This window comes from Mycobacterium malmoense (assembly GCF_019645855.1).
Taxonomy (GTDB): Bacteria; Actinomycetota; Actinomycetes; order Mycobacteriales; family Mycobacteriaceae; genus Mycobacterium; species Mycobacterium malmoense.
Window position 1 is genome coordinate 3,216,126 of the sequence record NZ_CP080999.1, and the last position, 25,023, is coordinate 3,241,148.

27 protein-coding genes and 1 pseudogene are annotated in these 25,023 nt (G+C 68.1%); 14 read left to right on the top strand and 14 right to left on the bottom strand.

All coding sequences use genetic code 11. The features are described from left to right. Window positions 1–2: 2 nt before the first annotated feature. The 4 genes from K3U93_RS14900 to K3U93_RS14915 all read right to left on the bottom strand — a co-directional run bounded on the left by K3U93_RS14900 (window position 3) and on the right by K3U93_RS14915 (window position 3,475). Window positions 3–530, bottom strand: a complete 528-nt coding sequence (locus K3U93_RS14900) for a PNPOx family protein (RefSeq protein WP_083011302.1) — start codon at window positions 528–530, stop codon at window positions 3–5. Window positions 531–651: 121 nt separating this feature from the next. Then, entirely contained in the window at window positions 652–1,290 is a 639-nt protein-coding gene (locus K3U93_RS14905) for a TetR/AcrR family transcriptional regulator (protein WP_083011301.1), read from the bottom strand. Window positions 1,291–1,373: 83 nt separating this feature from the next. Continuing rightward, window positions 1,374–2,909, bottom strand: a complete 1,536-nt coding sequence (locus K3U93_RS14910; protein WP_083011300.1) for a glycerol-3-phosphate dehydrogenase/oxidase — start codon at window positions 2,907–2,909, stop codon at window positions 1,374–1,376. Further along, window positions 2,906–3,475 carry a TetR/AcrR family transcriptional regulator gene (locus K3U93_RS14915; RefSeq protein ID WP_071511992.1) on the bottom strand — a complete coding sequence of 190 codons (570 nt, stop codon included), beginning with the start codon at window positions 3,473–3,475 and terminating at the stop codon, window positions 2,906–2,908. Before K3U93_RS14915 ends, K3U93_RS14910 begins: the two co-directional genes overlap by 4 nt. Before the next feature lie 47 nt (window positions 3,476–3,522). Between K3U93_RS14915 and K3U93_RS14920 the strand changes: the two genes are divergently transcribed. Both K3U93_RS14920 and K3U93_RS14925 read left to right on the top strand, forming a co-directional pair. Next, window positions 3,523–5,103 carry an FAD-binding oxidoreductase gene (locus K3U93_RS14920; RefSeq protein WP_083011331.1) on the top strand — a complete coding sequence of 527 codons (1,581 nt, stop codon included), beginning with the start codon at window positions 3,523–3,525 and terminating at the stop codon, window positions 5,101–5,103. Then, window positions 5,103–6,053, top strand: a complete 951-nt coding sequence (locus K3U93_RS14925) for a diacylglycerol kinase (protein WP_083011330.1) — start codon at window positions 5,103–5,105, stop codon at window positions 6,051–6,053. The genes K3U93_RS14920 and K3U93_RS14925 overlap by 1 nt, the downstream gene beginning before the upstream one ends. Here K3U93_RS14925 and K3U93_RS14930 read toward each other — a convergent pair. The 3 genes from K3U93_RS14930 to K3U93_RS14940 all read right to left on the bottom strand — a co-directional run bounded on the left by K3U93_RS14930 (window position 6,034) and on the right by K3U93_RS14940 (window position 8,630). Further along, a complete protein-coding gene (locus tag K3U93_RS14930; protein WP_071512018.1) occupies window positions 6,034–6,546 on the bottom strand; it encodes a DUF3145 domain-containing protein in 513 nt (170 codons plus the stop codon). The genes K3U93_RS14925 and K3U93_RS14930 overlap by 20 nt on opposite strands. 151 nt (window positions 6,547–6,697) lie before the next feature. Beyond that, window positions 6,698–7,525, bottom strand: a complete 828-nt coding sequence (locus K3U93_RS14935) for a serine hydrolase domain-containing protein (protein ID WP_071511991.1) — start codon at window positions 7,523–7,525, stop codon at window positions 6,698–6,700. A gap of 13 nt (window positions 7,526–7,538) precedes the next feature. After that, entirely contained in the window at window positions 7,539–8,630 is a 1,092-nt protein-coding gene (locus K3U93_RS14940; protein ID WP_083011299.1) for a class I SAM-dependent methyltransferase, read from the bottom strand. A 215-nt stretch (window positions 8,631–8,845) separates the two neighbouring features. Here K3U93_RS14940 and K3U93_RS14945 point away from each other — a divergent pair, with 215 nt between their 5' ends. Then, window positions 8,846–9,943, top strand: coding sequence for an S-(hydroxymethyl)mycothiol dehydrogenase (locus K3U93_RS14945; RefSeq protein WP_083011298.1), 1,098 nt, complete (start codon window positions 8,846–8,848; stop codon window positions 9,941–9,943). Further along, complete coding sequence (locus tag K3U93_RS14950; RefSeq protein WP_083011297.1) at window positions 9,940–10,557, top strand: MBL fold metallo-hydrolase; 618 nt, start codon at window positions 9,940–9,942, stop codon at window positions 10,555–10,557. The genes K3U93_RS14945 and K3U93_RS14950 overlap by 4 nt, the downstream gene beginning before the upstream one ends. A 96-nt stretch (window positions 10,558–10,653) precedes the next feature. On the opposite strand, the gene K3U93_RS14955 is transcribed toward K3U93_RS14950, so the two are convergent. Continuing rightward, on the bottom strand, window positions 10,654–11,247 hold the full coding sequence (locus K3U93_RS14955) for a hypothetical protein (RefSeq protein WP_083011296.1): 594 nt from the start codon (window positions 11,245–11,247) through the stop codon (window positions 10,654–10,656). 143 nt (window positions 11,248–11,390) lie between these two features. Between K3U93_RS14955 and K3U93_RS14960 the strand changes: the two genes are divergently transcribed. Beyond that, window positions 11,391–12,344, top strand: coding sequence for an SDR family oxidoreductase (locus K3U93_RS14960; RefSeq protein WP_083011295.1), 954 nt, complete (start codon window positions 11,391–11,393; stop codon window positions 12,342–12,344). Between the two features lie 2 nt (window positions 12,345–12,346). Further along, the gene (locus K3U93_RS14965; protein WP_083011294.1) at window positions 12,347–13,453 is read left to right on the top strand and encodes a class I SAM-dependent methyltransferase; all 1,107 of its coding nucleotides are present in this window, start codon (window positions 12,347–12,349) and stop codon (window positions 13,451–13,453) included. Window positions 13,454–13,458: 5 nt separating this feature from the next. Here the strand turns inward: K3U93_RS14965 and K3U93_RS14970 are convergent. Together K3U93_RS14970 and K3U93_RS14975 are read right to left on the bottom strand one after the other, a co-directional pair. Next, window positions 13,459–14,508, bottom strand: a pseudogene (locus K3U93_RS14970) (Hsp70 family protein); the annotation flags it as partial. A 107-nt stretch (window positions 14,509–14,615) separates the two neighbouring features. Beyond that, a complete protein-coding gene (locus tag K3U93_RS14975) occupies window positions 14,616–15,701 on the bottom strand; it encodes an NAD(P)H-dependent amine dehydrogenase family protein (RefSeq protein ID WP_083011293.1) in 1,086 nt (361 codons plus the stop codon). A gap of 117 nt (window positions 15,702–15,818) precedes the next feature. Between K3U93_RS14975 and K3U93_RS14980 the strand changes: the two genes are divergently transcribed. From K3U93_RS14980 to K3U93_RS14995, 4 genes are all read left to right on the top strand, one after another. Continuing rightward, complete coding sequence (locus K3U93_RS14980) at window positions 15,819–16,178, top strand: MmpS family transport accessory protein (protein WP_071511984.1); 360 nt, start codon at window positions 15,819–15,821, stop codon at window positions 16,176–16,178. Window positions 16,179–16,207: 29 nt separating this feature from the next. Beyond that, the gene (locus K3U93_RS14985; protein WP_071511983.1) at window positions 16,208–17,518 is read left to right on the top strand and encodes a cytochrome P450; all 1,311 of its coding nucleotides are present in this window, start codon (window positions 16,208–16,210) and stop codon (window positions 17,516–17,518) included. 126 nt (window positions 17,519–17,644) lie between these two features. Further along, on the top strand, window positions 17,645–18,211 hold the full coding sequence (locus K3U93_RS14990) for an ester cyclase (RefSeq protein WP_083011292.1): 567 nt from the start codon (window positions 17,645–17,647) through the stop codon (window positions 18,209–18,211). A 78-nt stretch (window positions 18,212–18,289) separates the two neighbouring features. Beyond that, window positions 18,290–18,748, top strand: coding sequence for a hypothetical protein (locus K3U93_RS14995; RefSeq protein WP_083011291.1), 459 nt, complete (start codon window positions 18,290–18,292; stop codon window positions 18,746–18,748). A gap of 199 nt (window positions 18,749–18,947) precedes the next feature. Here the strand turns inward: K3U93_RS14995 and K3U93_RS15000 are convergent, their stop codons facing one another. After that, window positions 18,948–19,658, bottom strand: a complete 711-nt coding sequence (locus tag K3U93_RS15000) for a haloacid dehalogenase type II (RefSeq protein WP_083011290.1) — start codon at window positions 19,656–19,658, stop codon at window positions 18,948–18,950. A 99-nt stretch (window positions 19,659–19,757) separates the two neighbouring features. Here K3U93_RS15000 and K3U93_RS15005 point away from each other — a divergent pair, with 99 nt between their 5' ends. Together K3U93_RS15005 and K3U93_RS15010 are read left to right on the top strand one after the other, a co-directional pair. Next, entirely contained in the window at window positions 19,758–20,138 is a 381-nt protein-coding gene (locus tag K3U93_RS15005; protein ID WP_071512017.1) for a YidH family protein, read from the top strand. Further along, window positions 20,135–20,452, top strand: coding sequence for a DUF202 domain-containing protein (locus K3U93_RS15010; protein ID WP_083011289.1), 318 nt, complete (start codon window positions 20,135–20,137; stop codon window positions 20,450–20,452). Before K3U93_RS15005 ends, K3U93_RS15010 begins: the two co-directional genes overlap by 4 nt. 88 nt (window positions 20,453–20,540) lie before the next feature. On the opposite strand, the gene K3U93_RS15015 is transcribed toward K3U93_RS15010, so the two are convergent. Next, complete coding sequence (locus tag K3U93_RS15015) at window positions 20,541–21,320, bottom strand: Rv3717 family N-acetylmuramoyl-L-alanine amidase (RefSeq protein WP_071512016.1); 780 nt, start codon at window positions 21,318–21,320, stop codon at window positions 20,541–20,543. 73 nt (window positions 21,321–21,393) lie between these two features. Between K3U93_RS15015 and K3U93_RS15020 the strand changes: the two genes are divergently transcribed. Continuing rightward, window positions 21,394–22,308, top strand: a complete 915-nt coding sequence (locus K3U93_RS15020) for a helix-turn-helix domain-containing protein (RefSeq protein ID WP_083011288.1) — start codon at window positions 21,394–21,396, stop codon at window positions 22,306–22,308. Between the two features lie 8 nt (window positions 22,309–22,316). Next, window positions 22,317–23,141, top strand: a complete 825-nt coding sequence (locus tag K3U93_RS15025; RefSeq protein ID WP_071512014.1) for an SAM-dependent methyltransferase — start codon at window positions 22,317–22,319, stop codon at window positions 23,139–23,141. A 39-nt stretch (window positions 23,142–23,180) separates the two neighbouring features. Here the strand turns inward: K3U93_RS15025 and K3U93_RS15030 are convergent, their stop codons facing one another. Both K3U93_RS15030 and K3U93_RS15035 read right to left on the bottom strand, forming a co-directional pair. Beyond that, a complete protein-coding gene (locus tag K3U93_RS15030) occupies window positions 23,181–23,813 on the bottom strand; it encodes a TetR/AcrR family transcriptional regulator (protein ID WP_083011287.1) in 633 nt (210 codons plus the stop codon). Further along, window positions 23,813–24,898: an oxygenase MpaB family protein gene (locus tag K3U93_RS15035; RefSeq protein WP_139797076.1), complete on the bottom strand. Its 1,086-nt coding sequence runs from the start codon at window positions 24,896–24,898 to the stop codon at window positions 23,813–23,815. Before K3U93_RS15035 ends, K3U93_RS15030 begins: the two co-directional genes overlap by 1 nt. Between the last annotated feature and the right edge of the window lie 125 nt (window positions 24,899–25,023).

A 25,023-nucleotide genomic window follows, 5' to 3' on the forward strand; every position in this document is an offset into this window, starting at 1 on the left:
GCTCATTTCCCTTCCACGGGTGGGGTCCTGCCGGCCGGATGCAGCCACAGGAACGTCTTCGTTCCCGGGCCGACGATGAAGGGCTTTACCAGCGGCGGATAGGCCTTCATCGCCTCGGCGGCGGGGATCAGCTCGGGCCTTTCCAGCGCGTACTCCTTGCCATTCCAGGTGAGCGTGCATGTCCCGGCGGCCAAAACATTGTGGCACCAATCGACTTCGGGGTATGCGACCCCCAGCACGAAGCCGTCCCCGAGGCGGTACGCGCTCAGCGGGGTGACGTAGCTTCGCCCGCTGCGCCGCCCGACGTGATGCAGAGCGCCGAGGTTGAAGTACAGCATTCCCACGCGGGTGCCGGCGATCCTGCGCATGGGGCGATTCGCCGTCTTGGTGAACCGGCGAATCCTGTCACTGATCCACTTCACCCGCAGCAGCGGCGAGACGCCAAGCAAGAGCAGATACAACCCCACCACGGTCACGACGGGCGTCGCCACCATCCGCAGCAAACACACCAACCGGCTGTGACGCGTCATGCGGCGAGCTCGCTTCCCGTAGATCCCAGGACCAAACAGACGGAACTAGTCGGTTCCGTTCTGCATCGAGACTGGCACGGGTCGCCGCGGAGCGCAAGGGCCCCGAGGCGATCAGGGGCTGTTACTCGACGGCAGCAGGGGTCGCGAGCGGCAGCAGCACCTCTTCGAGGGCGCGTCGAACGTAGACGCGATTGATCGGTCGTCCCGTCACCACCCGCAGGAGGTTGAGGCCCAGAAGGGCGTCGGGTATCAGGGTCACATCGCGGCCCGCCGAAATCTCCCCCCGGGCCACGGCCTGGTCGAGGACCACGCTGACCACCCGGCGGGGCACCGAGAGCACAAGGTCGTCCAGCGCCGCCGCCAGAACGGGGTCGTTCATCGCCGCCGTCGCCGCGCCGACGATCATCTTGACCGTGCTCAGACCCGATTCGTCGAAGTCCGGTGCCGCGGCGACCAGGGCGTCGATGTCACCGCGAAGGCTGCCGGTGTTCGGCGGCTCCACCGGTCCCAGTCCCCGTCGCCAATGCGCGATCGCGTCGGCCACCATCGCGGCCTTCGACGGCCAGCGCCGGTAGATGGCGGCCTTGCCCACCCGCGCGCGCGACGCGATGTCGTCCATGCTCATCCGGTCGTAGCCCTGTTCGCCCAGCCCCTGCAGCGCGGCCTCGAGGATGGCGCCGTCCAGAGAGGGATCGAAGCGTCCAGGATTTTTGCCCGACGGTCGGCGCGCCCGGTCGCTTCGAACGCTGTCGGCGGGCATGGCGGATGTTCCTCAATTCAGGCGATACGCTACGGTTCCGTTTCAATGTACCGGGGGCGTAAACCCGGTCGCAAGCACGGCGATCAGCCCAGCAACGCCAGGAACTCCTCGGCCACCGCGACAACCCGCTCGCGATCGCGCGGCACCAACCCGATCCGGGTCCGCCGGTCGACGATGTCGTCGATGTCGAGCGCGCCCTCGTGCGTCACCGCGTATTCGAACTCGGCCCGGATCACGTCGATGCCCTCGGCGACCGGCTCGGTGGGGCGCTCACAGCGAGCGCTCGCGATGACGTGGGAAGCCTCGGCGCCGTAGCGCGCGACCAGAGACGCGGGCAGACCGGCGCCGGACCGAAACCCCGGCCCGGGATTGGCCGGCGCCCCGATCAGCGGCAGGTTCCGGGTCCGGCATTTCCCGGCGCCCAGGCGTCGCGAGCGGACGGCGCGATCCAGGACATCCTGTGCCATGTAACGGTATTCGGTCAGCTTTCCGCCGATCACGCTGATGACGCCGGACGGCCCTTCGACCACGGCGTGCTCGCGCGACACGTCGGCGGTGCGGCCCTCGCCGGTGTCGATCAGCGGCCGCAACCCGGCGTAGGCACCGATCACGTCGGCGGCCCCCAGCGCGGTCCCCAGCGCGGTGTTGACCGTGTCCAGCAGGAAGGCGATCTCCCCCGACGACGGCTCCGGCACGTCGGGAATCGGGCCGGGGGCCGCTTCGTCGGTCAGCCCCAAGTAGACCCGGCCCAGCTGCTCGGGCATGGCGAACACGAAGCGGTTGAGCTCGCCGGGAATCGGAATGGTCAGCGCCGCAGTCGGATTCCCGAAGGCGCCGGCATCGAAGACGAGGTGGGTCCCGCGGCTGGGCCGCAGCCGCAGCGACCCGTCGATCTCCCCCGCCCACACCCCGGCCGCGTTGATGACCGCGCCGGCCGACACCTCGAACGACTGTCCCGTGCGCCGGTCGGTCAACCGCACCGACGTGCCGGTCGCCTCGGACGCCGCGACGTAGCTCAGAATCCGGGCGCCGTGCTGGGCCGCGGTGCGCGCGACCGCGATGACCAGCCGGGCGTCGTCGATCAACTGCCCGTCGTAGGCCAGCAGGCCACCGGCCAGGCCGTCGCGCCGAACCGTCGGGGCCATCTCCACGACCCGCCGCGCCGAAATCCGGCGCGACCGGGGCAGGGTCGAGGCCGGCGTCCCCGCCAGCATCCGCAACGCGTCGCCGGCCAGGAATCCGGCGCGCACCAGCGCCCGCTTGGTGTGACCCATGGACGGCAGCAACGGGACTAGCTGCGGCAGCGCGCGGACGAGGTGAGGGGCGTTGCGGGTCATGAGGATTCCGCGTTCGATGGCGCTGCGCCGCGCGATGCCCACGTCACCGCTCGCCAGATAGCGCAGGCCGCCGTGCACCAGCTTTGAGCTCCAGCGGCTGGTGCCGAACGCCAGATCGCGCTTTTCCACCAACGCCACCCGCAGGCCGCGCGACGCGGCGTCCAGGGCGATCCCGGCGCCCGTGATGCCGCCGCCGATCACGACGACGTCCACCGGCGCGCCCTCGGCGAGGGCGGTCAAGTCCGCGGCCCGCCGGGCGGCGTTCAGGGCCGCCGAGGTCACGACAGGTACCCGTTCAGCGAGTGGGCGAGTTCGACGGCCAGCGCGTCGGCGTCGAGGATCGGCCGGACGATCCGTTCGGACTGAATGGTCGACTGGGTGATCAGCAACACCATGGTGGCCATCTGAAGCGGGTCACCAGGGCGGACGCTGCCGTGGCGCTGGGCCACGCGCAGCCGGTCGGCCAGGGCGTCGATCAACATCTGCTGGCTGGTGCCCAGGCGTTCGGTGATGTAGGTCGGCGCCAGCGCCGAGTGCAGCACCGACATCACCAGTTCGTCGCGGCGCAGCACGTCGGCCACCGTAACGATCTGTCGCACAAGGGATTCCCGGTCGTCGCCGAGCAACGGCGCATCGCGCATCACGCCGGTGATGTGCTGGGTCAGCAGCGCCGCCACGATCGACCGAGTGTCCGGCCAGCGGCGGTACACGGTCGGCCGGCTGACGCCCGCGCGCCGGGCGATCTCGGCGAGGGTCACCCGGTCGACGCCGAAATCGACCACGCAGCTGGCGGCCGCCGCGAGGATCCGCTCGCCGGTGTCCACACCGGCATTACTGATTGACAGCATGTGTAATACTGTAACGCATGACCCAGCCCAGGGACCTCCAGCCGCCGATGAAGTGGGACGCGTGGGGGGACCCCGCGGCGGCCAAGCCCCTGTCCGACGGCATCCGCGCGTTGCTGAAACAGGCTGTCGGCCTTGAGGATTCAAAGGAGTCCCAACTCGACGCGGACGAGGTGCGGCTGCGCCCCTCGGCGCTGGCACAAGCCGACCGCGACGCGCTGGCCGGGATCGTCGGCGCCGAGTACTGCCGCACCGCCGACCGCGACCGGCTGCTGCATGCCGGCGGCAAGTCCACCCTGGACCTGTTGCGCCGCAAGGACACCGGCGTGCAGGACGCGCCCGACGCCATCGTGCTGCCCGGCGATGAGGACGCCGTCGCCGCGATCCTGCGCCACTGCTCGGAGCGCCGCATCGCCGTGATCCCGTTCGGCGGCGGCACCAGCGTGGTCGGCGGGCTGGACCCCACCCGCGGCGGGTTCGAAGCCGTGGTGTCGCTCGACCTGCGCCGCTTCGATGAGCTCGTCGACCTCGACGAAGTGTCCGGCCAGGCCGTCCTCGGCGCCGGGGTGACCGGGCCCGGCGCCGAACGCCTGCTCGGCGAACGCGGCTTCTCGCTGGGGCATTTCCCGCAGAGCTTCGAGTACGCGACGATCGGCGGGTTCGCCGCCACGCGGTCGTCCGGACAGGACTCGGCCGGCTACGGCCGGTTCGACGACATGGTCACCGGGCTGCGGATGGTCACCCCGGCGGGCACGCTGGATCTGGGGCGCGCACCGGAATCGGCGGCGGGCCCGGACCTGCGCGAGCTGCTGCTCGGCTCGGAGGGGACCTTCGGCGTCATCACCCAGGTGCGGCTGCGCGTGCACCGGATCCCGGAAGCCGTGCGCTACGAGGCGTGGTCGTTCCCCGACTTCACGACGGGAGCGGCCGCCCTGCGCGCCGTCACCCAAAACGCCACCGGCCCCACCGTCATCCGGCTCTCCGACGAGGCCGAAACGGGCGTCAACCTGGCCACCACCGAGGCCATCGGCGAAAGCCGGATCGCCGGCGGATGCCTGGGGATCACCGTGTTCGAGGGCACCAGGGAACACGTCGAGAGCCGGCATACCGAGACCGGCGTGCTGCTGGCGGCCCACGGCGGCACCTCGCTGGGTGAGGGGCCGGCGCGCGCCTGGGAGCGGGGCCGGTTCGGCGCGCCGTACCTGCGCGACTCGCTGCTGGCGGCGGGCGCGCTCTGCGAGACCCTCGAGACGGCCACCGACTGGTCCAACGTCCCCGCGCTCAAAGCCGCCGTCACACAGGTGCTCACCGCCGCGCTGGCCGAGAGCGGAACACCGGCGCTGGTGATGTGCCACATCTCGCACGTCTATCCCACCGGCGCCTCGCTGTACTTCACCGTCGTCGCCGGGCAGCGGGGCGATCCGATCGAGCAGTGGCGGGCCGCCAAGAAGGCCGCGTCGGATGCCATCATGGCGGCCGGCGGAACCATCACGCATCACCACGCGGTCGGCGCCGACCACCGGCCCTGGATGCGCGACGAGGTCGGCGAGCTGGGCGTGCGGGTGTTGCGCGCGGTCAAGGCGACGCTGGATCCGGCGGGAATCCTCAACCCCGGCAAGCTGATCCCGTGATCCCTGTCGCGGGACAACTGCGCCGGCGTGAAATCGCCCATGTGATCGCACTAACCAATCCCGTATCGGGACACGGCGCCGCGATACGCGCCGCCAAACTCGCGATCGGACGGCTACACCATCGCGGTGTGGAGGTCGTCGAAATCATCGGCGACGACGCGCAAGACGCGCGGTATCTGGTCAGCGCGGCCCTCGAGAAGGGCACCGACGCGGTGATGGTGACCGGAGGTGACGGCGTCTTCTCCAATGCGTTGCAGGTGCTGGCGGGCACCGACGTTCCGGTGGGAATCGTCCCGGCGGGAACCGGCAACGACCACGCACGTGAATTTGGTGTGCCCACAAAGGATCCCGAAGCCGCCGCGGACATCATCGTCGACGGCTGGACGGAAACCGTTGATCTGGGCCGTATTCAGCGCGGCGAGGGCCGCAAAAAGTGGGACAAGTGGTTCGGCACCGTGGCCGCCGCCGGGTTCGACTCCCTGGTGACCGATCGGGCCAACCGGATGAGCTGGCCCCACGGGCGGCTGCGCTACTACGTCGCGATGCTCGCCGAGCTGTCACGGCTGCGGCTGTTGCCGTTCCGGATGGTGCTCGACGGAACCCACGAAATCGACGCCGACATCACGCTTGCGGCCTTCGGCAATACCCGAAGCTATGGCGGGGGCATGCTCATCTGTCCCAACGCCGATCACGCCGACGGCCTGCTCGACATCACCATGGTGCACGAGGCATCCCGGACCAAGCTGGTCCGCCTGTTCCCCACCGTCATGAAAGGCACCCACATCAACCTCGACGAGGTGAGTACGGCGCGCGCCAAATCCATTCACGTCGAGTGCCCCGGCATCAACGTCTACGCCGACGGCGACTTCGCCTGCCCGCTGCCCGCCGAGATCACCGCGGTTCCGGGCGCGCTGCAGATCCTGCGGCCGGTTACCCGACGCCCCGGCTGAGCCAGGTCACTTCCCCGGCGTCGCCACCGTCGCGATACACCTCGAGCGCCTCGTCCCACGCCGTCCCGAGCACCGAATCCAGCTCGGCGGCCAGGGTGTCGGCGCCCTGCGCCATCATCGCCCGAAGCCGCATCTCGCCGACCATGACGTCGCCGTTGGCGCTCATCGACCCGCTCCACAGGCCCAATTGCGGCGTGTGGCTGAAGCGCTGGCCGTCGACACCCGGGCTGGGATCCTCGGTGACCTCGAACCGCAGCACCGACCAGGAGCGCAGCGCGTTGGCCAGCCGGGCGCCGGTGCCCACCGGCCCGACCCAATTGGTGACCGCGCGCAGCTGTCCGGGCATCGCCGGCTGCGGCGTCCACACCAGGTTGGCCTTGGACTGCAGGGTCGACGACAACGCCCACTCGACATGCGGGCATACCGCCGCGGGCGAGGCATGGACGTACACCACGCCTGTCGTCACGTCGGCAAATTGATTCGACGCACGCATCTCCTGCTCCTTCGGTTCCACGAGGGACGTCTTCCCCAACGACCTGGCGGATCCGTCAAGCAGGCAGTCTGCTGATATTCCACGATATTTTTGTGTCGTGCGTGTCTATTGTGCCTTGTGATACCCGTGTTGCGCTAGTGTGCAGTGCTGATCAGTTGTATTCGACGATCACCGCGTCGGAAATCGCCGGCCACGGCCGCAGCGCCCACTCGCCGAAATCGCGGTCGGTGAGGACCACCAACGCCAGCTCCACCTGGGGATCTGCCCAGATGAAACCGCCTGCCTGGCCGAAATGGCCGTAGGTTCGCGCCGAGTTGCGCGCGCCCGTCCAGTGCGGCGATTTCGCATCCCTGATCTCGAAACCCAGCCCCCAATCGTTGGGCCGCTGCACGCCATAGCCGGGCAGCACACCGTCCAGGCCGGGAAATTGCACCGTCGTCGCCTCGGCGTGCAGCTGCGCGGAGACCGTCGACGGACGCAACAGGTCACCGGCGAACACCGCCAGGTCGGCAGCCGTCGACGTCGCCCCGAATCCGGCCGCCGCCGCGCCACCATCCAGCCGGGTGGACGCCATGGCCAGCGGCTCACACACCGCCTCGGCCAGGTAGCGGCCGAACTCGATCCCCGACTCTCGCTCCACGGTTTGGGCCAGCACCGTGAAGCCGTAGTTGGAATACATTCGCCGGGTGCCGGGCTTGGCCAGCACGCGATCGGAGTGCATCGCCAGACCCGACGCATGCGCCAGCAGGTGCCGGACGGTGGAGCCGGGCGGGCCGGCCGCGGTGTCCAGCTCGACGACACCTTCCTCGATGGCGACGTGCACGGCCCGGGCCACCAGCGGTTTGGTCACCGACGCCAGCTCGAACACCCGCTCGGTGTCGCCGTGGCTGGCCAGCACCCCGCCAGGCCCGATCACCGCCGCGGCGGCGTTGGCCACAGGCCAATCAACAAGGCGCGCGAGTCCGTCGAGGGCGGCCATCAGGTCGGGCGCGTCACTTCGTGGCCCGCTTATGGGCCAAGTAGTAGTTGTTGATCGGATCCGACTCGATCTCGGCCACCCGCACGTCGTCGAACCCGGCGTCGGCGAGCATCGAGATGGCTAGCTGCGTTCCCCAGGCCGCGCCCAGCCCGGCGCCGCCAGCCGCCAGCGACACGGTCATGCAGTGCATCAGCGAGGTCGTGTAGAGGTACGTGCTCATCGGGACCCCGACGTTGTCCTCGAGCCGGCTCGACGCCTTGATGTCGGCCATCAGCAGAACGCCGCCGGGCCGCAGCGCGCGGTGGATGTTTTCCAGCACCCGCGCCGGCTGCGCCTGATCGTGGATGGCGTCGAACACGGTGATGACGTCGTAGGCGGCCGCCCTGTCCAGCTCGGCCAGGTTGTGGCTCTCGAAGGCCACGTTCGTCAGGCCGAGACGAGCAGCCTCCCCGATGCCGGCCGCGATGGCCTCATCGGAAAAATCGATGCCGGTGAAACGGCTCGTCGGAAACGCCCGCGCCATCACGTTGATCGCGTGACCGCTGCCGCATCCGAAATCGGCCACGTCCACTCCGGAGCGCAGTCGCTCGACGAGCCCGTCGACCAACGGCAGCACGACGTCGACGAGCGCGGCGTCAAAGACCACGCCGCTCTGTTCGGCCATCAGCGCGTGGAAGCGGGGAAATTCGCTGTAGGGCAGCCCGCCGCCGTGCCGGAAGCAGCCGATGATTTTCTGTTCGACCTCGCCGAACTGCGGAACGAACAGGGCCACCAAGGCCAGGTTGTCCGGCCCCGCCGCGTGGGTCAGCGCGCCCGCGCGGTGGGCGGGCAGCGAGTAGGTGGCGGTGCCGGCGTCGTAGTCGACGACGCGCCCGGTGGTCATGCCGGCCAGCCATTCCCGGACGTAGCGCTCGTTGAGTCCGGCCGCCTCGGCGATCTGCGCGCTGGTCGCCGGCGACAGCCCGGCCATCGTGTCCAGCAGGCCGGTCTGATGCCCAATGCTCAGCAGGATTGTGAGGCTGGCGCCGTCGAGGGCCGCGACTATGCGCTCGATGAATTCCTCGGCGGTCTCGCCGGCGGTGGTGCTTCCGTCGAGTGTCGTCACGTTGTGTAGACGCTACACGGGTGCGTCGGCCGGGCGTGCGGCCGTTGCCTTATCGGCGTCGAGTCTGCGTCCAGCATTGGCGATTCGCCGCGGTTGACGCCCTCATCGCGGAATCGGCGCCATGGTCGCAGGCTCGACGGGCCGCCGCACCAAAAGCCCCATGGGTGGACGGGTCGGCGCGCGGTGTATGGCGACCCCTCAGTAGGTTGGAGCCCATGAGTCAGACAGTGCGCGGAGTGATTTCACGCAAGAAGGGCGAGCCCGTCGAATTGGTGGACATCGTCGTCCCGGATCCCGGCCCGGGTGAGGTGGTGGTCGACGTCATCGCCTGCGGGGTATGCCACACCGACCTGACCTACCGCGAGGGCGGCATCAACGACGAGTACCCGTTCCTGCTCGGCCACGAGGCGGCGGGCACGGTCGAGGCGGTCGGACCGGGCGTGACCGCGGTCGAGCCCGGCGACTTTGTGATCCTGAACTGGCGCGCCGTGTGCGGCCAGTGCCGGGCCTGCAAACGCGGCAGGCCGCAATACTGCTTCGACACCTTCAACGCCGCACAGAAGATGACGCTGACCGACGGCACCGAGCTCACCCCGGCGCTGGGCATCGGCGCCTTCGCCGACAAGACGCTGGTGCACGCCGGGCAATGCACCAAGGTCGATCCCCAAGCCGACCCGGCCGTCGCGGGCCTGCTGGGCTGCGGGGTGATGGCCGGCATCGGCGCGGCGATCAACACCGGCGCCGTGACCCGCGACGACACCGTCGCGGTGATCGGCTGCGGCGGGGTGGGCGACGCCGCGATCGCCGGCGCCGCGCTGGTCGGAGCCAGGCGCATCATCGCGGTCGACACCGACAACGCGAAGCTGGACCTGGCCCGCAAGTTCGGTGCCACCCACACCGTCAACGCCCGCGAATTCGACCACGAAATGGGCCTAGTCAAAACCATCCAGGACCTGACCGGCGGCTTCGGCGTCGACGTGGCGATCGACGCCGTGGGCCGGCCCGAAACGTGGAGGCAGGCCTTCTACGCCCGCGACCTCGCGGGAACCGTTGTGCTGGTGGGTGTTCCGACCCCCGACATGCGCCTGGACATGCCGCTGGTGGACTTCTTCAGCCACGGCGGGTCGCTGAAGTCATCGTGGTATGGCGATTGCCTGCCCGAACGCGACTTCCCCACCCTGATCGACCTCTACCTGCAGGGCCGGCTCCCGCTGGAAAAGTTCGTCTCCGAACGCATCGGGCTCGGCGACGTCGAGCAGGCATTCCACAAGATGCATGGCGGCACGGTGCTGCGCTCGGTGGTGATCCTGTGATTGATCGGGTGGTGACGCATGGGACCTTCGAACTCGACGGCGGCAGTTGGGAAGTCGACAACAACATCTGGATCGTCGGCGACGACTCCGAGGTCGTGGTGTTCGACGCCGCCCACACCGCGGAGCCGATCGTGCGGGCGGTCGGCGGCCGCAACGTGGTGGCGGTGGTGTGCACGCATGGCCACAACGATCACGTCACCGTGGCCCCCGAACTCGGCAAGGCGCTCGACGCGCCCGTGCTGCTGCATCCCGCCGACGACGTACTGTGGCGAATAACACACCCGGACAAGGACTTTCGCGCCGTCTCCGACGGGGACACGCTGCGGGTCGCCGGCGCCGAGTTGCGGGCGCTGCACACCCCGGGTCATTCCCCGGGATCGGTGTGCTGGTATGCCCCGGAGTTGCATACGGTGTTCAGCGGCGACACCCTGTTCTCCGGCGGCCCTGGCGCGACCGGGCGCTCATACTCCGACTTCCCGACGATCCTGCAGTCGATCTCCGAACGCCTCGGCAAGCTGCCGGGCGACACCGTCGTGCATACCGGCCATGGCGACAGCACCACCGTCGGCGACGAGATCGTCCATTACGAGGAGTGGGTGGCCCGGGGCCACTAGGTCTTTGGGCGCGAGCGTGCGCACAATGCCAGCTTCACCGGCGTGTCACCGTACAAACACGCACGCTCGCCGCAAGTGGCTCAGCGGACGTCTTGATCACCGGGTGGTTGAGCCGCGGGGGGGCCGCGACACCACCGACGACACCGCCCTGCGCCGGGTGCGAGCCAGCCACATACCGGACATGATCGAATCGACCAGGCCCACAACGAACACGGTGACGAACACCCACACCAAAAAGCCGTAGGAACTCCGGTGGCCGAAGGCGAGTCGCGGGTCGATGTATCCGTTGACTTTGCCGTCGGTCGTGACGTTGTAGGTGCCGTCGGCGGCAATCCGAGCCACCCACACCCGCACGTGCGCATCGTTGTTGACCGTCGTTGTGCCGCCGATGCTTTCGGTCACCACCGGCTGCGCCACGCCGTCGGGCGGCGCGATCGTTACCCCAAGCGGCGGCACCGGCAGGCCGCCGCCGTTGGGACGGCCGATCACCACGGTGTGCAGGCTGACGGTGACTTCCCCGGCGGGCAGGTGCAGGCTGCCCGATCCCGGGATCGGCACCTCGCCGTAGGCGTTGTACCTGTCCAGGAAGAAAGCGTTGAGCACCAGCGCCACGATGAAGCCGCCTACCGCCACGACCATCATCACGATCGCGCCGGCCAGCGAAATCTTCGCGAGCCGCCTGCTGCTCATCCACGCAGTGTGTCACTGCCAGCCGGGCGGTGCCAGCGAAAGGGCGCCCGGCCGGCGACCGACCAGAATGCCGCCCGGATTCGCCGACGGCGACACCAAGGGCACACTAGGACGTAATCCCCATCGGACAAGGAGTGATACGCATGGCCAACGATCTCGTCGCCACCGTGCCCGACCTGTCGGGGAAGCTGGTAATCGTCACCGGAGCCAACAGCGGCCTGGGGTTCGGGCTCGCCCGGCGGCTGTCGGCCGCCGGCGCCGACGTCGTCATGGCGATCCGCAATCGCGCCAAGGGTGAGGCGGCGATCGACGACATCCGCGCCACGGTTCCCGACGCCAAGCTGACCATCAAGTCGCTCGACCTGTCGTCGCTGGCCTCGGTTGCCGCCTTGGGCGAACAACTCATCGCCGAGGGCCGCCCGATCGACGTCCTGATCAACAACGCCGGCGTCATGACGCCGCCGGAACGCGACACCACCGCCGATGGCTTCGAATTACAGTTCGGCAGCAACCATCTCGGACACTTCGCGCTGACCGCACACGTGCTCCCGCTGTTGCGCGCCGCCAACGGCGCACGCGTCGTCTCCCTGAGCAGCCTGGCCGCCCGCCGCGGCCAAATCCACTTCGACGACCCGCAATTCGAGAAGTCCTACGCACCGATGGCGGCCTACGGCCAGTCGAAGCTGGCCGTGTTGATGTTCGCCCTCGAGCTGGACCGGCGCAGCCGCGCGGCCGGCTGGGGCATCATGTCCAACGCCGCGCACCCCGGCCTGACCAAGACCAACCTGCAGATCGCCGGGCCGTCGCACGGCCGCGAAAAGCCCGCGTTGATGGAGCGGTTGTACAGGGCGTCCTGGCGTTGGGCGCCGTTCCTGTGGCAGGAGATCGACGACGGGATCCTGCCGGCGCTCTACGCGGCCGCCGCCCCGCACGCCGAAGGCGGCGCGTTCTACGGACCCCGCGGCTTCTACGAGGCGGCCGGTGGTGGCGTGACCCTGGCCAAGGTGCCCGAGCGTGCCCGCAACGAGAACGATTGCCGGCGACTGTGGGAGCTATCCGAGCAGCTCACCGGCGTCAGCTACCCGAAGCCGAACTGAGCATGCGGCCGGAACCTCGAACGCCCGAATCGAGTGTTGTGGTCCGGCCCGAGCCGACGGACAGCGCGACGTACACCGCATCGTCGCGGCTGCAGGCCGCAGGCTTGGCCCACGCCATCGCGCTGTTCGAGCGGGCGGCGGAACACGTGCGGCTGCCCACACCCCCGCAGCCGATCGTCGTCGCCGACTATGGCGCCGCCAATGGGCACAATTCGCTCAAACCGCTGGCGGCGGCGATTGCGGTGCTACGCCGGCGCACCCGTCACGATCACGCAATCCTGGTGGCGCACACCGACGTACCGGACAACGACTTCACGGCCCTGTTCCGGACCCTGGCCGACGACCCGGACAGCTACTTGCATTCGGACACAACGAGTTTCGCTTCGGCCATCGGCCGGTCGTTCTACGGCCAGATCCTGCCGTCCAAAACGGTCAACCTCGGCTGGTCCTCGTGGGCGACGCAGTGGCTGAGCCGGATTCCCTGCGAAATCCATGATCACGTGCACGTCGCCCACAGCGATGACGACGCCGCCCGCGCCGCCTACGCGCGCCAGGCCGCTGCGGATTGGCACGACTTCGTGGCCTTCCGCGGCCGTGAATTGGCCCCCGAAGGCCGGCTGGTGATATTGACATTGGCGGTCGACGGGGACGGCAAGTCCGGCTTCGAAGCGTTGCTCGACGCGATCGTTGCCGCGCTGACCGATCGCGCACGCGACGGGCTGCTGAGCCAGGATGAGTTGCGGCGCATGGCCGTTCCGATTTTTGGCCGCGGCGAGAAGGACCTTCGCTCCCCGTTCGCGCCGAGCGGGCGGTTCGAAGGCTTGACGATCGAGCGTCTCGAGATGTTTACCGCCGAAGACCGGTTCTGGGCTCGGTTCCAAAACGACGAGGACGCAGAGGCTTTCGGCGCGCGGTGGGCGGCATTCGCGCGGGCCGCGCTCCTGCCGGCCCTGGCGGGCGCGCTGGACGGCGGCGCCGGTGACCCACGGGCGGTCGAGTTCGTCGGGCAGGTGGAGGCCGCCGTCGCCCAGCGTTTGGCGAGCGCGCCCGAACCGATGCGGATTCCGCTCGCGGCGGTGGTGCTGGTCAAGCGCGAGCGAGCGCACTAGACGGGAGTTTCGGCACCACGCCGCGGCCACGCCACCCGCAGGGCGCCGCCGATGGCCGCCGCCAGTTGCGGACGCGGCGTCGTGACGACCGGCACCCGAAGATGTGCCGACAGCATGGTGGTGACCGCCGGGATGTTCGCCCCACCGCCCACCGAGACCACGGCGACGATATCGCGAATTCCGTTGCGGCTCAAGGTCTGATCCAATACCGTCACGAAGTTGTTCAGCGATTCTCGGATCGCCTCGTCAAGTTCGTTCCTGGCGAGCCGGATGTCGCCAAGCAGCTCGTCGGTGAACGTGGTCGCCGTGCTCGACGAGAGTTGCTCCTTGGCGCTTCGGCATCCGGCCCGCAGCCGGCTCAGCGAGCCGATCGCCGAGGTGCCGAACGGGTCGGATGAACCCGTGCTCGCCATGTCGGCCATGACGGCGGTCAACAACGCCTGGTCGATCATGTCGCCGGAGAAGTCGTGGTGCCGCACGGTCGGGGCCACGGGCTGATAGTCGCCGGCGGCGTCCATCAACGTGATGTTGGTGCCGCTGCCGCCGAAGTCGCACACGGCCACGGTCCCGCGGGCCGGTATGCCGGGGTTGGCCCGAACCGCGAACAGCGTCGCCGCGGCATCCGGGATCAGCAATATCGGTCGCGCGCGGTTCGACCATTCGGATACCCGGCTCAGCGCGGCGCCCAGGGCGTCCACCGACTTGGAAGGCCAGTGCGCGGGGTAGGTCACCGCCACGCTTTCGGGCAGGGGCCGCCCGCCGGTGGCGGCGTAGGCCAGCGCGCGCAACCCGTCGGCGGCCAACGCCTCGCTGCGGTGCACCGAACCGTCGGCCGCCGCGATCCCGACCGGATCTCCGACCCGGTCCACGAAGTCGGCGATTACCAGGCCCGGCTCGTCCAGCCTGGGATTTTCCGACGGCGCGCCGACCACGGGCGGACGGTGGCGATACAGCGTCAGGACCGACCTACGGATGACGGCGTGATCGGCCGTCACGGCCGCCAGGTTGGTGGCGCCGATCGACAAGCCCAGCGCGGGCCTAGCTTCGTCGGCCATTTGTCCAATCCCCGTGTTTAGCCCAGCCGTAATTGTGCCGCCAAAAGCTGTAGCCCGTCTTGGCGGCCGCTCCGCGTGAGCCGTATGACGGCATGGCCACAGCCTGGTCAGCGAATGGTGCCGGCCCCGGCAATCAACGGAAGGTCGAGCGGGGTGACCCAGCCCGGCGGCAAATCGTTGACCGCCGGCACGGCGTTGAGCGCCCGCATCCCGGTCGCCAGGCAGCCGGCCGTGGCCGGGTCGCGCCCGGAGCCGTCGGTGAACCGGAACGCGGTTTCCTGGAAGACGCTCGGGGTCCCTTCGATGTCCACCCGGTAGACGTCGTTGTCGTGACCGGACGGCCAGTCGGGGGCGGCGTCGAGCCCGATGCGGTTGACGTGTTCCAGCTGGATCCGCGTCTCGCCCCGGTAGATCCCGTTGATGGTGAACCGGACGGCCGCGACATGGCCGGGCTTGATGACGCCCTTCGCCGTGGTGCGCTCCGTCGGCGTCACCCACTTGTCCCAGGTCGTGGTGATCTCGTCGAGCGTGATGCCGGCGGCGTGGGCGATCATCGGGACGGTGGCGCCCCACGCGAAAATCAACACGTCGCGGTTTTCCAGCATCGGGCTGTATTCGGGCTCGCGGCCGATGCCCATCTCGACTTCGTAGTCGCCCTCGTAGTTGGTGTAGTCGAGCAGCTCGGACGCGCGCACCCGCCGTACCTCGGAGCACAGGCCCATCAGCGTCATCGGGAACAGGTCGTTGGCGAATCCGGGGTCGATGCCGGTGGTGAAGCACGACGATCCGCCCAGCTCGCAGGCTTCGGTGATGGGCTCGATCCAGTTCGGCGGGTTCAGGTGCATCGCCGGCCACACCCACGGCGTCATCGCCGTCGAGCACACGTCGATGCCGGCCCGCAGGAAGCGGGTGATCAGCGAGATGTTCCCCTTGGCGTGCATGGCCGTCGGGCCGTAGTGCACCAACGCGTCGGGCTGCAGCGCGATCAGGGCGTCGACGTCGTCGGTGGCGGTGACGCCCACCGGTTCGGGCAGCCCGCAGATGTCGCCGACGTCGCGGCCGACCTTGTTGGGGTTGCTGACCCCGACGCCCACCAACTCGAACAGCGGATGCTTGACGATCTCGGCGATCACCATCCTGCCGACGAATCCCGTGCCCCAAACCACCACGCGCTTTGCGCCGCTTTCCGACATACCCACCTTCCGATCACTAGCCCCGGTTCCCGGCTTCACCCTAGGCGGGAGCGCAGGCGGCATCTATACCCGGCGGCGGCTTCCGTACCGTCTCGCGCGGTGACACGATGGGGAACCATGACGAGTCATCTCAGCGGGCCCTCGATCCTGTTCGCCATCGGCATCGGGTTCGCCAGCGTGTGCGGCGGGACGGTCGCCGGCGTGGCCAACGCGGACAATTTTCCCCAAGTTCGCTACGAGGTGAGCGGTCCGGGCGTCGCCGAATACATCTCGTATCAAACCGACACCGGTCAGCAGCGCGCGGTGAATGCGACGCTGCCATGGTCGACGCAGTTCACCGCTTTCGGCGGCCAGGTGTTCGTTATCAGCGCCCAAGGACCGGGACCCATTTCCTGCAAGATTCTGGTCGACGGCAATGTCGTGAGCGATGCGACGGCAACGGTGGGTGCTCCCGCCAGGACCGTCTGTTCGCACTGATACCTCGTCAAGGGCGAAGGAGGGTCTAGGTGAGCCTCAAGACGGGCCTCCAAAAAGGCCTAGCGACTCGGGTGAACGGCGCACCACCGCCCGAGATTCCGCTGGCCGATATCCATCTCGAATCGCTGGACTTCTGGGGGCTCGACGACGACGTTCGCGACGGCACTTTCGCCACCCTGCGCCGAGAGGCGCCAATCTCGTTCTGGCCCCCGATTGAGTACGAGGGATTTGAATCCGGCAACGGGTATTGGGCGCTGACCAAGCTGGACGACGTCCACTTCGCCAGCCGCCATCCCGACATCTTCAGCTCTGCCGGCGGCATCACGATCGCCGAACAGACACCGGAGTTGGCCGAGTATTTCGGTTCGATGATCGTGCTCGACGATCCGCGACACCAGCGGCTGCGGTCGATCGTCAGCCGGGCCTTCACCCCGAAGGTGGTCGCCCGCATCGAGGCGTCGGTGCGCGAGCGGGCCCACCGGCTGGTCGCATCGCTGATCGCCAACCACCCCGACGGCCAGGCCGATCTGGTCGGCGAGCTCGCCGGGCCGCTGCCGCTGCAGGTCATCTGCGACATGATGGGCATCCCCGAAGAAGACCATCAGCGCGTATTCCACTGGACCAACGTGATTCTCGGCTTCGGCGACCCCGATCTGACCCTCGATTTCGAGGAGTTCCTTCAGGTTTCGGCCGACATCGGCGCCTACGCCTGCGCGCTGGCCGAAGACCGCCGGTCCAATCATCACGACGATCTGACCACGAGCCTGGTGCAGGCCGAGGTCGACGGCGACAGGCTGACATCCCAGGAGATCGCGTCGTTCTTCATCCTGCTGGTGGTGGCCGGCAACGAAACCACCCGCAATGCGATCAGCCATGGCGTGCTGGCCCTGTCCCGCTACCCCTCGGAGCGCGACAGGTGGTGGGCCGACTTCGACCGCCTGACGCCCACCGCGGTCGAGGAGATCGTGCGGTGGGCTTCGCCGGTGGTGTACATGCGACGCACGCTGACCCGGGACATCGAGCTGAGCGGCGTCGAGATGCGGGCCGGCGACAAGGCGGCGCTCTGGTACAACTCGGCCAACCGCGACGAGTCAAAGTTCGCCAACCCGTGGGCTTTTGACGTGGCCCGCAACCCCAATCCGCATCTCGGCTTCGGGGGCGGCGGTGCCCATTTCTGCCTGGGCGCCAACCTGGCTCGTCGTGAGATCCGGGTCGTCTTCGACGAATTGCGCCGCGAGATACCCGACATCGTCGCGGTCGAGGAACCCGCGCGGCTGCTGTCTCAATTCATCCACGGCATCAAGAGCCTGCCGGTGGCCTGGACTCCCCCACGGGGTTAGCCTCCCCGCGCCCTTTTTCCCGCGCCCTTTTCCCCGCGAGCAGACGCAGACTCGCACGATTTCGCGTGACGCTATGCGATTCTGTGTCTGTTCGCCGGACGGAACGCGCAGGTTTACGCTCGCCACGTGACCATTCCCGCGTTTCCCGCTCCCGAGGTGCTGGCCGCCCGCCAGAAACTCGTGCTCGACCACTTCCATGATGAGGTCCGACAGGCCTGGGACGACGTGTTGGCGACCTTCCCGCATCCGCGCTACGAGCTGATCCCGCAGATGGTCGTCCATGACGGCAACGACGCGGTGCGCGGCTACTACGCCTACACGCGTACCGCATTCCCCGACCAGAACCACGAGATCATTGCGCTGCGGCACAGCGCCGATGCGGTGATCGTCGAGTTCTGGCTGATGGGCACCCATCGCGGCTTCCTGGGCAAGGTTCCGCCCACCGGCAGCCGGTTCCGGGTCCGCATGACCGCCTACTTCGTGTTCGACAATACGGAAACGCTTGTCTGCGAACGCATTTACTTCGATACACTGACCATGATCAAACAGCTGCTGGGCGGGCTGGACATGAAAAGGCCGGCGAACTGGTTGCTGGCCGCGCGCTGCGTGCGTGGGTTCCTGTCGATGGCGTCGGACAAGCCGGACCCGGCGCTGACCAACACCGTGCCGCCGACGTTCATCCAAGCGTGCTAAAAGCGCTGCGAATACACCCCTCGCGCCCTTCGACACGCTTAGACTGCAGCGCTAACCGATCCGATCGAGGAGGCTGCGATGCGGGTCCGAAGCCTGCACGCGTTATGCGGCCTGGCCGCGGCGTCATTGCTGGCCGCCTGCGCCACGGTTACCGCCGCGGCCGCTCCTTCGCCGCCAGGCTCGAGGACCGAAAAATGGATCGACCTGCAAGTCGGCGAGTGCGTGGACGACCTTCCACCGGCCGATCTGAGCCGGGTGACGGTCACCGTGGTTAATTGTGCCACAGCGCATTTGGCCGAAGTTTATCTTCGCGCCCCGATGGCCGTCGACACCGCCATCGCCAACGTTGCCAACCGGGATTGCGCGGCGGGGTTCGCTCCATACACCGGCGAACCCGTCGACGGCGGCCCGTACTCGATCACCTATCTCATCGACTCGAACCAAGATCGAACCGGGTCCAATGCCGCCCCGAGCACCGTCATCTGTCTGCTGCAGGCCGCCAACGGTCAGCCCCTCACCGGGTCCGCTCATCGTTGACGCGGTACCCCAACTCGATTGGCCGGGCCTCGAAGCCGCCGTCGACGCCCGACGGGTCGCACAGAAGGCAATCGAAGTGGCCGTGCGGGAAGCTCGCGCCGCGGATTGGTCCTGGGACCAGATCTCTGCCGCTCTCGGCGGAAAGCCAAACGGCGAAACGCTTCGTCGCAATTTCGGCGCAGCAGAGTAGCGCTCGTCATCAGCAGCCGAGTTGTGCTGCAAGGTCGAGGAAGTCGGACGCGTTGACGTCGAACTCGTCCGAGTAGGCCACGTCCGCTTCGCCACCGACCCCGAATTCCAGCGGGCGCGCGACAAAGGCCGTCGCAAAACCGAGACGGCCCGCGGCTCGGATGTCGTACTTGTGGCTTGCCACCATCATGATTTCGGCGGGGCCCAGGCCGAGGTAGGTCGCGGCCATCTCATAGATCGCCGGGTCGGGCTTGAACACCCCGGCCATCTCCGCGGCAAAGATCGCATCCCAGGGCAACCCGGCCCGCTTGGAGATGTCGATCACCGCGGACACGTCGGCGTTCGACAGGGTGGCCAATGTGTACGAGCTTTTCAACCGGGTCAGCCCCGGCACGACGTCGGGCCACGGCTTCAGCCGCCGCCAGGCCAGGGTGAGCTCCTCGCGTTCGGTATCCGAGAAGCCCGTGATGCCGCAGGTGCCGAGGGCGGCATCCAACGCGCGCCGATACACCGACTGGACGGAAACCCATCCGCTGCCGCGGCTTTGCGCGTCCTCCAGCAGGGTGAAATAGCCTGCGCGCCAACGACGCACGAAATCGGGCCAATCGACGCCGGGGTGGCGGCCGGCGTCGATCCGCTGCGCCTCCCCGCACACGGTCGAGTGGAAGTCCGTCGCCGTGCCCTGCACGTCGAACAACAACGCCTTAACCACAAGCGTCAATCATGCAGCACGGCGTGACGGGCAGTAGGGTTGGTTAAAATCTGCGGTATCGAAACACTTGCCCTAACACGCTCTGCGAGGTAAACGGTGGCCGAAAATATCGCTGCACCCGCCGGCGAGCGTGGTGTTGACGGCGCGGAAGAGTGCGACCCCGACTACCGCTTCACGCTGGCCAACGAGCGGACGTTCCTGGCCTGGCAGCGCACCGCGCTGGGGCTGCTCGCGGCGGCGGTCGCCGTCGTGCAGCTGGTTCCCGAGCTGACGGTGCCCGGCGCGCGCCGCACCCTCGGCGTGGGGCTCGCGGTGCTGGCAATCCTGACCAGCGGAATGGGGCTGTTGCGCTGGCAGCAGGCGGATCGCGCGATGCGTCGCGGCGAACCGCTGCCCCGTCACCCCACGCCGGCCTACCTCGCGGTGGGTCTCAGCGTGGTCGGGCTGGTCGCGCTCGGGCTGGTGATCGCCAAGGCGGTCGTGGGTTGAGCGATCGGTGGGCTCGCACACTGGCGGCGGAACGGACGGCACTGGCTTGGACGCGAACGTCTTTCGCGTTTCTGGCCAACGGCGCGCTGCTGATGATCAGAAACCTGCACGGCCCCGTCTGGCCGACGGCGTTCATCCCCGCCTTCCTGGCCGGTGCCGTCGCGTTGGGCACCTACGGGATCGCCCTGCATCGCCAGCGCACGCTGCAGCGGCAGCCGATCCCGACGCGGATCACTCCCCGGCGTCAGGTGCACGTCATCGGGACGGCCGTGCTGGTGCTCATCATCGTGACGTCAGTTGCCCAGCTGATCTAGCGCTCCTTTGTCGGCACAACACGCGGCCCCGTGAAGGCAACGGCCCCGTGGCGGCTGCGATTCGCGCAAAATTTGGACGAGGGCCCGACTAGCCGGTCGCGGCCTTGGTGTTCAGATACGCCACTATCCCCTGGGTGACCGCGGCGGCATACTTCGCCTGACCGTCCACGCTTTCCATGCGCGCGGCCTCGTCCGCGTTTTTCATGTTGCCGAGCTCGACGAGGACGGCCGGGTACTGGGCCAGGTTCAGGCCGGCAAGGTCGTCGCGGCCGTACAGCCCGTCCGACCCGATATAGGTGGCCGGCCGAAAACCCGACTGTACCAACGCATCCCGCATCGTGTGCGCCAACTGGACCGCGGGACCGGCTTGTACGTCGTTCAGTGGCGGGCTGGAGTAGTTCACGTGGAATCCCGCGCCGGAGGCGGGTCCGCCGTCGGCATGGATGCTCACGATCGCGTCGGGGCGCATCGCGTTGGCCATCGCCGCGCGTTGGTCGATGCATGGGCCGACGCCGTTGTCGCTATCCCGCGACAGCTGAGTGCGGACGCCCATTTGGTTGAGCGAACCGCTGATCAGCGATACGACGGCCCAAGCGAACGCGTGCTCGGGATAGCCGTCGTCGGTCGCGGTGCCCGAGGTGTTGCACGGTTTGGTGCCTCCCCGACCATTGGGGACCTGTTGGGTTATTGAGGCGTCGCTGACGCCGTTGTGACCCGGGTCGAGAAAGACCGCCGTCCCCGCGATGCCGGCGCCCGCGCGGGGGGCGTCAGCCAACGCGTTGATGCCGAGCAGCGCCCCCGTGACACCGGCGCATCTCAGGGCGTCGCGCCGTGAAACGGATCGCGGCCAACCGCGCCGATCACTCATCGCGCGATGGTAACCGGTGGTTTGATGATCTTGAAGGGTGTCGAGCACGAGGATTGTCGTTCTCGGGAAGGATATGTCCGTGGTGACGATCGATCCGCGACAAGCGACCCGGGACCGGGCCGAACGAGACTTGGCAGACGGCGGGCCCCACCTGTATCGACCGCGGCCGCCCCTAACCAGCTATGTCGAGTTCTTCGGACATTGGCGACACCGCGGGGCCAACTATCGGAGCCGAGCGTTGCCGCGCGGCGCGGTCACCATCGTCTTCGACGTGGGGCAACGACAGCGGCTGGATTTTTACGCCGCCGACGGTCGCACCCGCTTGCCGGTTCCGCCCGCGGTCGTCGCCGGACCACACAGCGGGTCGTACATCACTGACATTGCGGCCGACGAGCCCGCCATGGCGATCCATTTCCGCCCCGGGGGTGCGTTCCCGTTCTTCGGAATCCCATTGGGCGACTTGGAAGATGCGGGCGTCGGCCTCGACGAGGTTTGGGGCCGGGACGGGCATGAGCTGCACGAGCGCTTGATCTCGGCCCCCTCGGTGACGGCCCGATTCGGCATCCTCGAGGAATTTCTGCTGTCACGGGCGCGGTTCTCGGTGCGCCGCCATCCCGGTGTCGCTGCCGCGATGGCCGCGGTCGAAGCCAACCCTTCGATTCGGATGGCGGAAGTCCGCCACCTGGCGGGCTTGTCCACCAAGCGGATGATCGCCCTGTTTCGCGCCGAGGTCGGTCTGGCGCCCAAGGCATACGCGAGGGTGCGTCGCTTGCAGGCGGCGCTTCGGCGCCTCGGCGCGGGCACGACGGGTGGTGCGGGCATCGCGGCCGATATCGGCTATTTCGACCAGGCGCATTTCCTGCGGGAGTTCCGATCGTTCACCGCGATGACGCCGACGCAGTACGGCCGGCAACGCATTGTATTGCCCAGCCACGTTCCCATCGACCGGCACAAATATCCAATACCGCCGGCGCCCGCGCGCACATGATCGGGGGCATGGACAGCACACGAGAAGCGGTAGCGGCCACCGGATTGCTCGCGGCGGCGGTGCGCGCCGAGGAATCCGCGCGCCATGAGCGGCTTTTCACCGACGCATTCGCCGAAAGGTTGGCCGGCGACGACGGCCGACAGTTGCTCGCCGACTTCGTGGCCGCGACCGGGCAGGCACCGGCGGAGATCATCATCCGCACGCGGTTCTTCGACGAGGCGCTGCTTGCTGCGCAGGACGGCGGGGTGTCGCAGGTGGTGATCGTCGCCGCGGGAATGGACGCCCGCGCCTACCGCCTCGCATGGCACGCGGGCACCACCGTCTACGAAGTCGACCAGCCGCAGGTGATCGCGGCCAAAGACGAGCGACTGGACGGTGCGCGGCCCCGCTGTCGTCGGGTCGCGGTCGGCGTCGATCTCGCCGACGATTGGCCAAAAGCGCTGCGCTCGAATGGTTTTGACCCGTCGGTGCGGACGGCGTGGCTGGTCGAGGGATTGCTGCAGTACATCGACGCATCGGCCGTCGACACCCTGTTTGCGCGCATCGACGCGTTGTCGGCCCCGGGGTCTGTGGTGCTGTACAACGTGGTCGGCAAGGCGTTGCTGGAGTCACCGATACTGCAGTCGACCCGGGAATTCATGCGGGGGCTGGGCGCGCCGTGGGTGTTCGGCACCGACGCGTCGGCCGCCCTCGTCGAGGATCGCGGCTGGACCGCCGTCGTTACCGATATCGCCGAAATCGGAAACAGGTGGCACCGATGGGAGCACCCCGTCGTCCCACCGGACGTGCCCGGTGTGCCGCGCGGCTACTTCGTGACGGCGACCAAGGACTAGCCCGAGCCTAACTTCCACGCCGAACCCTTGGAGGCGTCGTTAGCCGGCACGGGCGCGCAATGCGCGGTAGGCGGCGCGGCCGACGATGTCGGCCAGGGCATCCGGCGACCACGCGTCTGGTTGCTCGAGCATCATCCGCGCCGCGGTTTCGCAGATGCCGAGAAACAGCTCGGTGAGTGCCGGTGCGACGCGGTCGATGTCGTCGACGTGCCAGCGTTCGAACAGCGGGCGCATCACGGCGGCAACCTGCTCGCCGACTTTCCGTCGACCGCGCGAGATCGCCTCGGCGAGAACGGGATCGGGGTCGTTGGCGAACACGATCCGCCACGACGCGGGGCGCCGCTTGACGTCGTCGACCAGCGATCGAAACCCGTCGACGAACATCTGCTCGACGGAGGTTGTCTTCAGCGGCGGAAGGATCGCGAGCAGTGTGCCGAGGGCGACTTCCGTCTCCCGATCGAGCAAGGCCTTGAGCACCTCACCGCGTCCGCCGTAGCAGTCGTAGACGACCGGACGGCTGACCCCCATGCGCGCCGATATGGCGCCCACGGTGACCGCGGAAATCCCTTCTTCGGCGGCGATTTCGAGCGCGGCGTCGAGCACCTGGGGTCGTCGGCGCTCCGGGCCGAGGTGTTCGGCCCGCACGCGGTCACCGGTCGCGTTTTTCTGCATCACACCACAGAACCGAGGATCGGCTGGGACTCGATGATGCCCTCGTCGCTGGGGGCCGCACCCTCGTCGAACACCCGTGCCCTCTGGCGATCGCGGAACTGCTTGTGCGCCAACGCCGGGGGATCGAAACCGAACCGGGCTTGCGCCAGGCGGGGGGTGGTGGTCGCCCGATTCTTGGCCGGAACGGAGCACAGCACCGGGGCGGCGACCTCGACCGTTGTCGGCGATAACAATTGCAAGAGCATGAGCTGAAGCCGGGTGCTCATGCCGACGGCCTTGAATGCGAGGCGCAGCACGGGCACCACCGCCGCGTCGAGGACGGGGTTGACCGGAAGTCCGGACATCTCTCGCATCCACTTCGGCATGGTGGCCAGTGTCCCCCGCCGCAGGAAGGCGGCGATGACCAGGGCGCCGGGCTGCAGCAGCAGCGGTATGGGCGGCAGCATGACCTCGGCGCGCAGCAGGTGGTTCATCGCTTGCTTGGCGATGTCGGAACCGAGCAGCTGGAGCCGCATCTCGTCGAAGTACTGTCGGATGCCGTCGCGCGTGCTCGGGACGTCGGACGGGTCGCAGGTTTGCAGCTCGGTGGCCAGCGCGCATTCGGCCCAGTAGCGCTTTTCCTCCTCCAGCGAGAGCTTGCCGGGCCCGTACCTCTCGTAGGCCACGAGGATGGAGTGCCACGCGGTGAGGTGAATCCACAACTGCGACGCCGGATCGTTGGCGTCGTAGCGGATCCCGGTCACCTCGTCGGTGCCGACCGCCTTCGAATGGATCTTGACCAGCACGTCGGCGGCCTTGACGGTGGACGCACTGTCGCCGAACGCGACCATCGCGAAGTAGCGCAGTGTGCGGTCGTAGCGGGTGCGGGGCCTTTTGTAGATTTCCTGCGTCTTGTCCACCGCCGCGACCAGCGCGGGGTCGAGTTCTTCGATGACCACCGACCGCTGGAACCCGATGGTCAGTGACGTCGGATAGCTCCACACCTTCCAGGTCACCGAATCGGGGCCGAAGAAGCCGTAGTCTTCTGCGGCTTCGACCTGCGGAAACGACAGCAGCTCGCGGATCCCGATCATGCGGTCCCCCATTTTCCGACATAGTGTAGGAATTTCCTACAAGCTGTAGGATAGCGCCTCGCCGTGCCCGTATGTCAAGGCACCGGATTTGGCGACGGTCACACGCACCGCCGGGATTGTCGTCCGCACCCTTAACC

Coding starts and splice junctions, on each gene's coding strand:
- K3U93_RS14900 (WP_083011302.1), bottom strand. CDS start 530: ATGACGCGTCACAGCCGGTTGGTGTGTTTGCTGCGGATGGTGGCGACG.
- K3U93_RS14905 (WP_083011301.1), bottom strand. CDS start 1,290: ATGCCCGCCGACAGCGTTCGAAGCGACCGGGCGCGCCGACCGTCGGGC.
- K3U93_RS14915 (WP_071511992.1), bottom strand. CDS start 3,475: ATGCTGTCAATCAGTAATGCCGGTGTGGACACCGGCGAGCGGATCCTC.
- K3U93_RS14920 (WP_083011331.1), top strand. CDS start 3,523: ATGAAGTGGGACGCGTGGGGGGACCCCGCGGCGGCCAAGCCCCTGTCC.
- K3U93_RS14930 (WP_071512018.1), bottom strand. CDS start 6,546: ATGCGTGCGTCGAATCAATTTGCCGACGTGACGACAGGCGTGGTGTAC.
- K3U93_RS14935 (WP_071511991.1), bottom strand. CDS start 7,525: ATGGCCGCCCTCGACGGACTCGCGCGCCTTGTTGATTGGCCTGTGGCC.
- K3U93_RS14945 (WP_083011298.1), top strand. CDS start 8,846: ATGAGTCAGACAGTGCGCGGAGTGATTTCACGCAAGAAGGGCGAGCCC.
- K3U93_RS14955 (WP_083011296.1), bottom strand. CDS start 11,247: ATGAGCAGCAGGCGGCTCGCGAAGATTTCGCTGGCCGGCGCGATCGTG.
- K3U93_RS14960 (WP_083011295.1), top strand. CDS start 11,391: ATGGCCAACGATCTCGTCGCCACCGTGCCCGACCTGTCGGGGAAGCTG.
- K3U93_RS14965 (WP_083011294.1), top strand. CDS start 12,347: ATGCGGCCGGAACCTCGAACGCCCGAATCGAGTGTTGTGGTCCGGCCC.
- K3U93_RS14975 (WP_083011293.1), bottom strand. CDS start 15,701: ATGTCGGAAAGCGGCGCAAAGCGCGTGGTGGTTTGGGGCACGGGATTC.
- K3U93_RS14980 (WP_071511984.1), top strand. CDS start 15,819: ATGACGAGTCATCTCAGCGGGCCCTCGATCCTGTTCGCCATCGGCATC.
- K3U93_RS14995 (WP_083011291.1), top strand. CDS start 18,290: ATGCGGGTCCGAAGCCTGCACGCGTTATGCGGCCTGGCCGCGGCGTCA.
- K3U93_RS15015 (WP_071512016.1), bottom strand. CDS start 21,320: ATGAGTGATCGGCGCGGTTGGCCGCGATCCGTTTCACGGCGCGACGCC.
- K3U93_RS15020 (WP_083011288.1), top strand. CDS start 21,394: ATGTCCGTGGTGACGATCGATCCGCGACAAGCGACCCGGGACCGGGCC.
- K3U93_RS15025 (WP_071512014.1), top strand. CDS start 22,317: ATGGACAGCACACGAGAAGCGGTAGCGGCCACCGGATTGCTCGCGGCG.
- K3U93_RS15030 (WP_083011287.1), bottom strand. CDS start 23,813: ATGCAGAAAAACGCGACCGGTGACCGCGTGCGGGCCGAACACCTCGGC.
- K3U93_RS15035 (WP_139797076.1), bottom strand. CDS start 24,898: ATGGGGGACCGCATGATCGGGATCCGCGAGCTGCTGTCGTTTCCGCAG.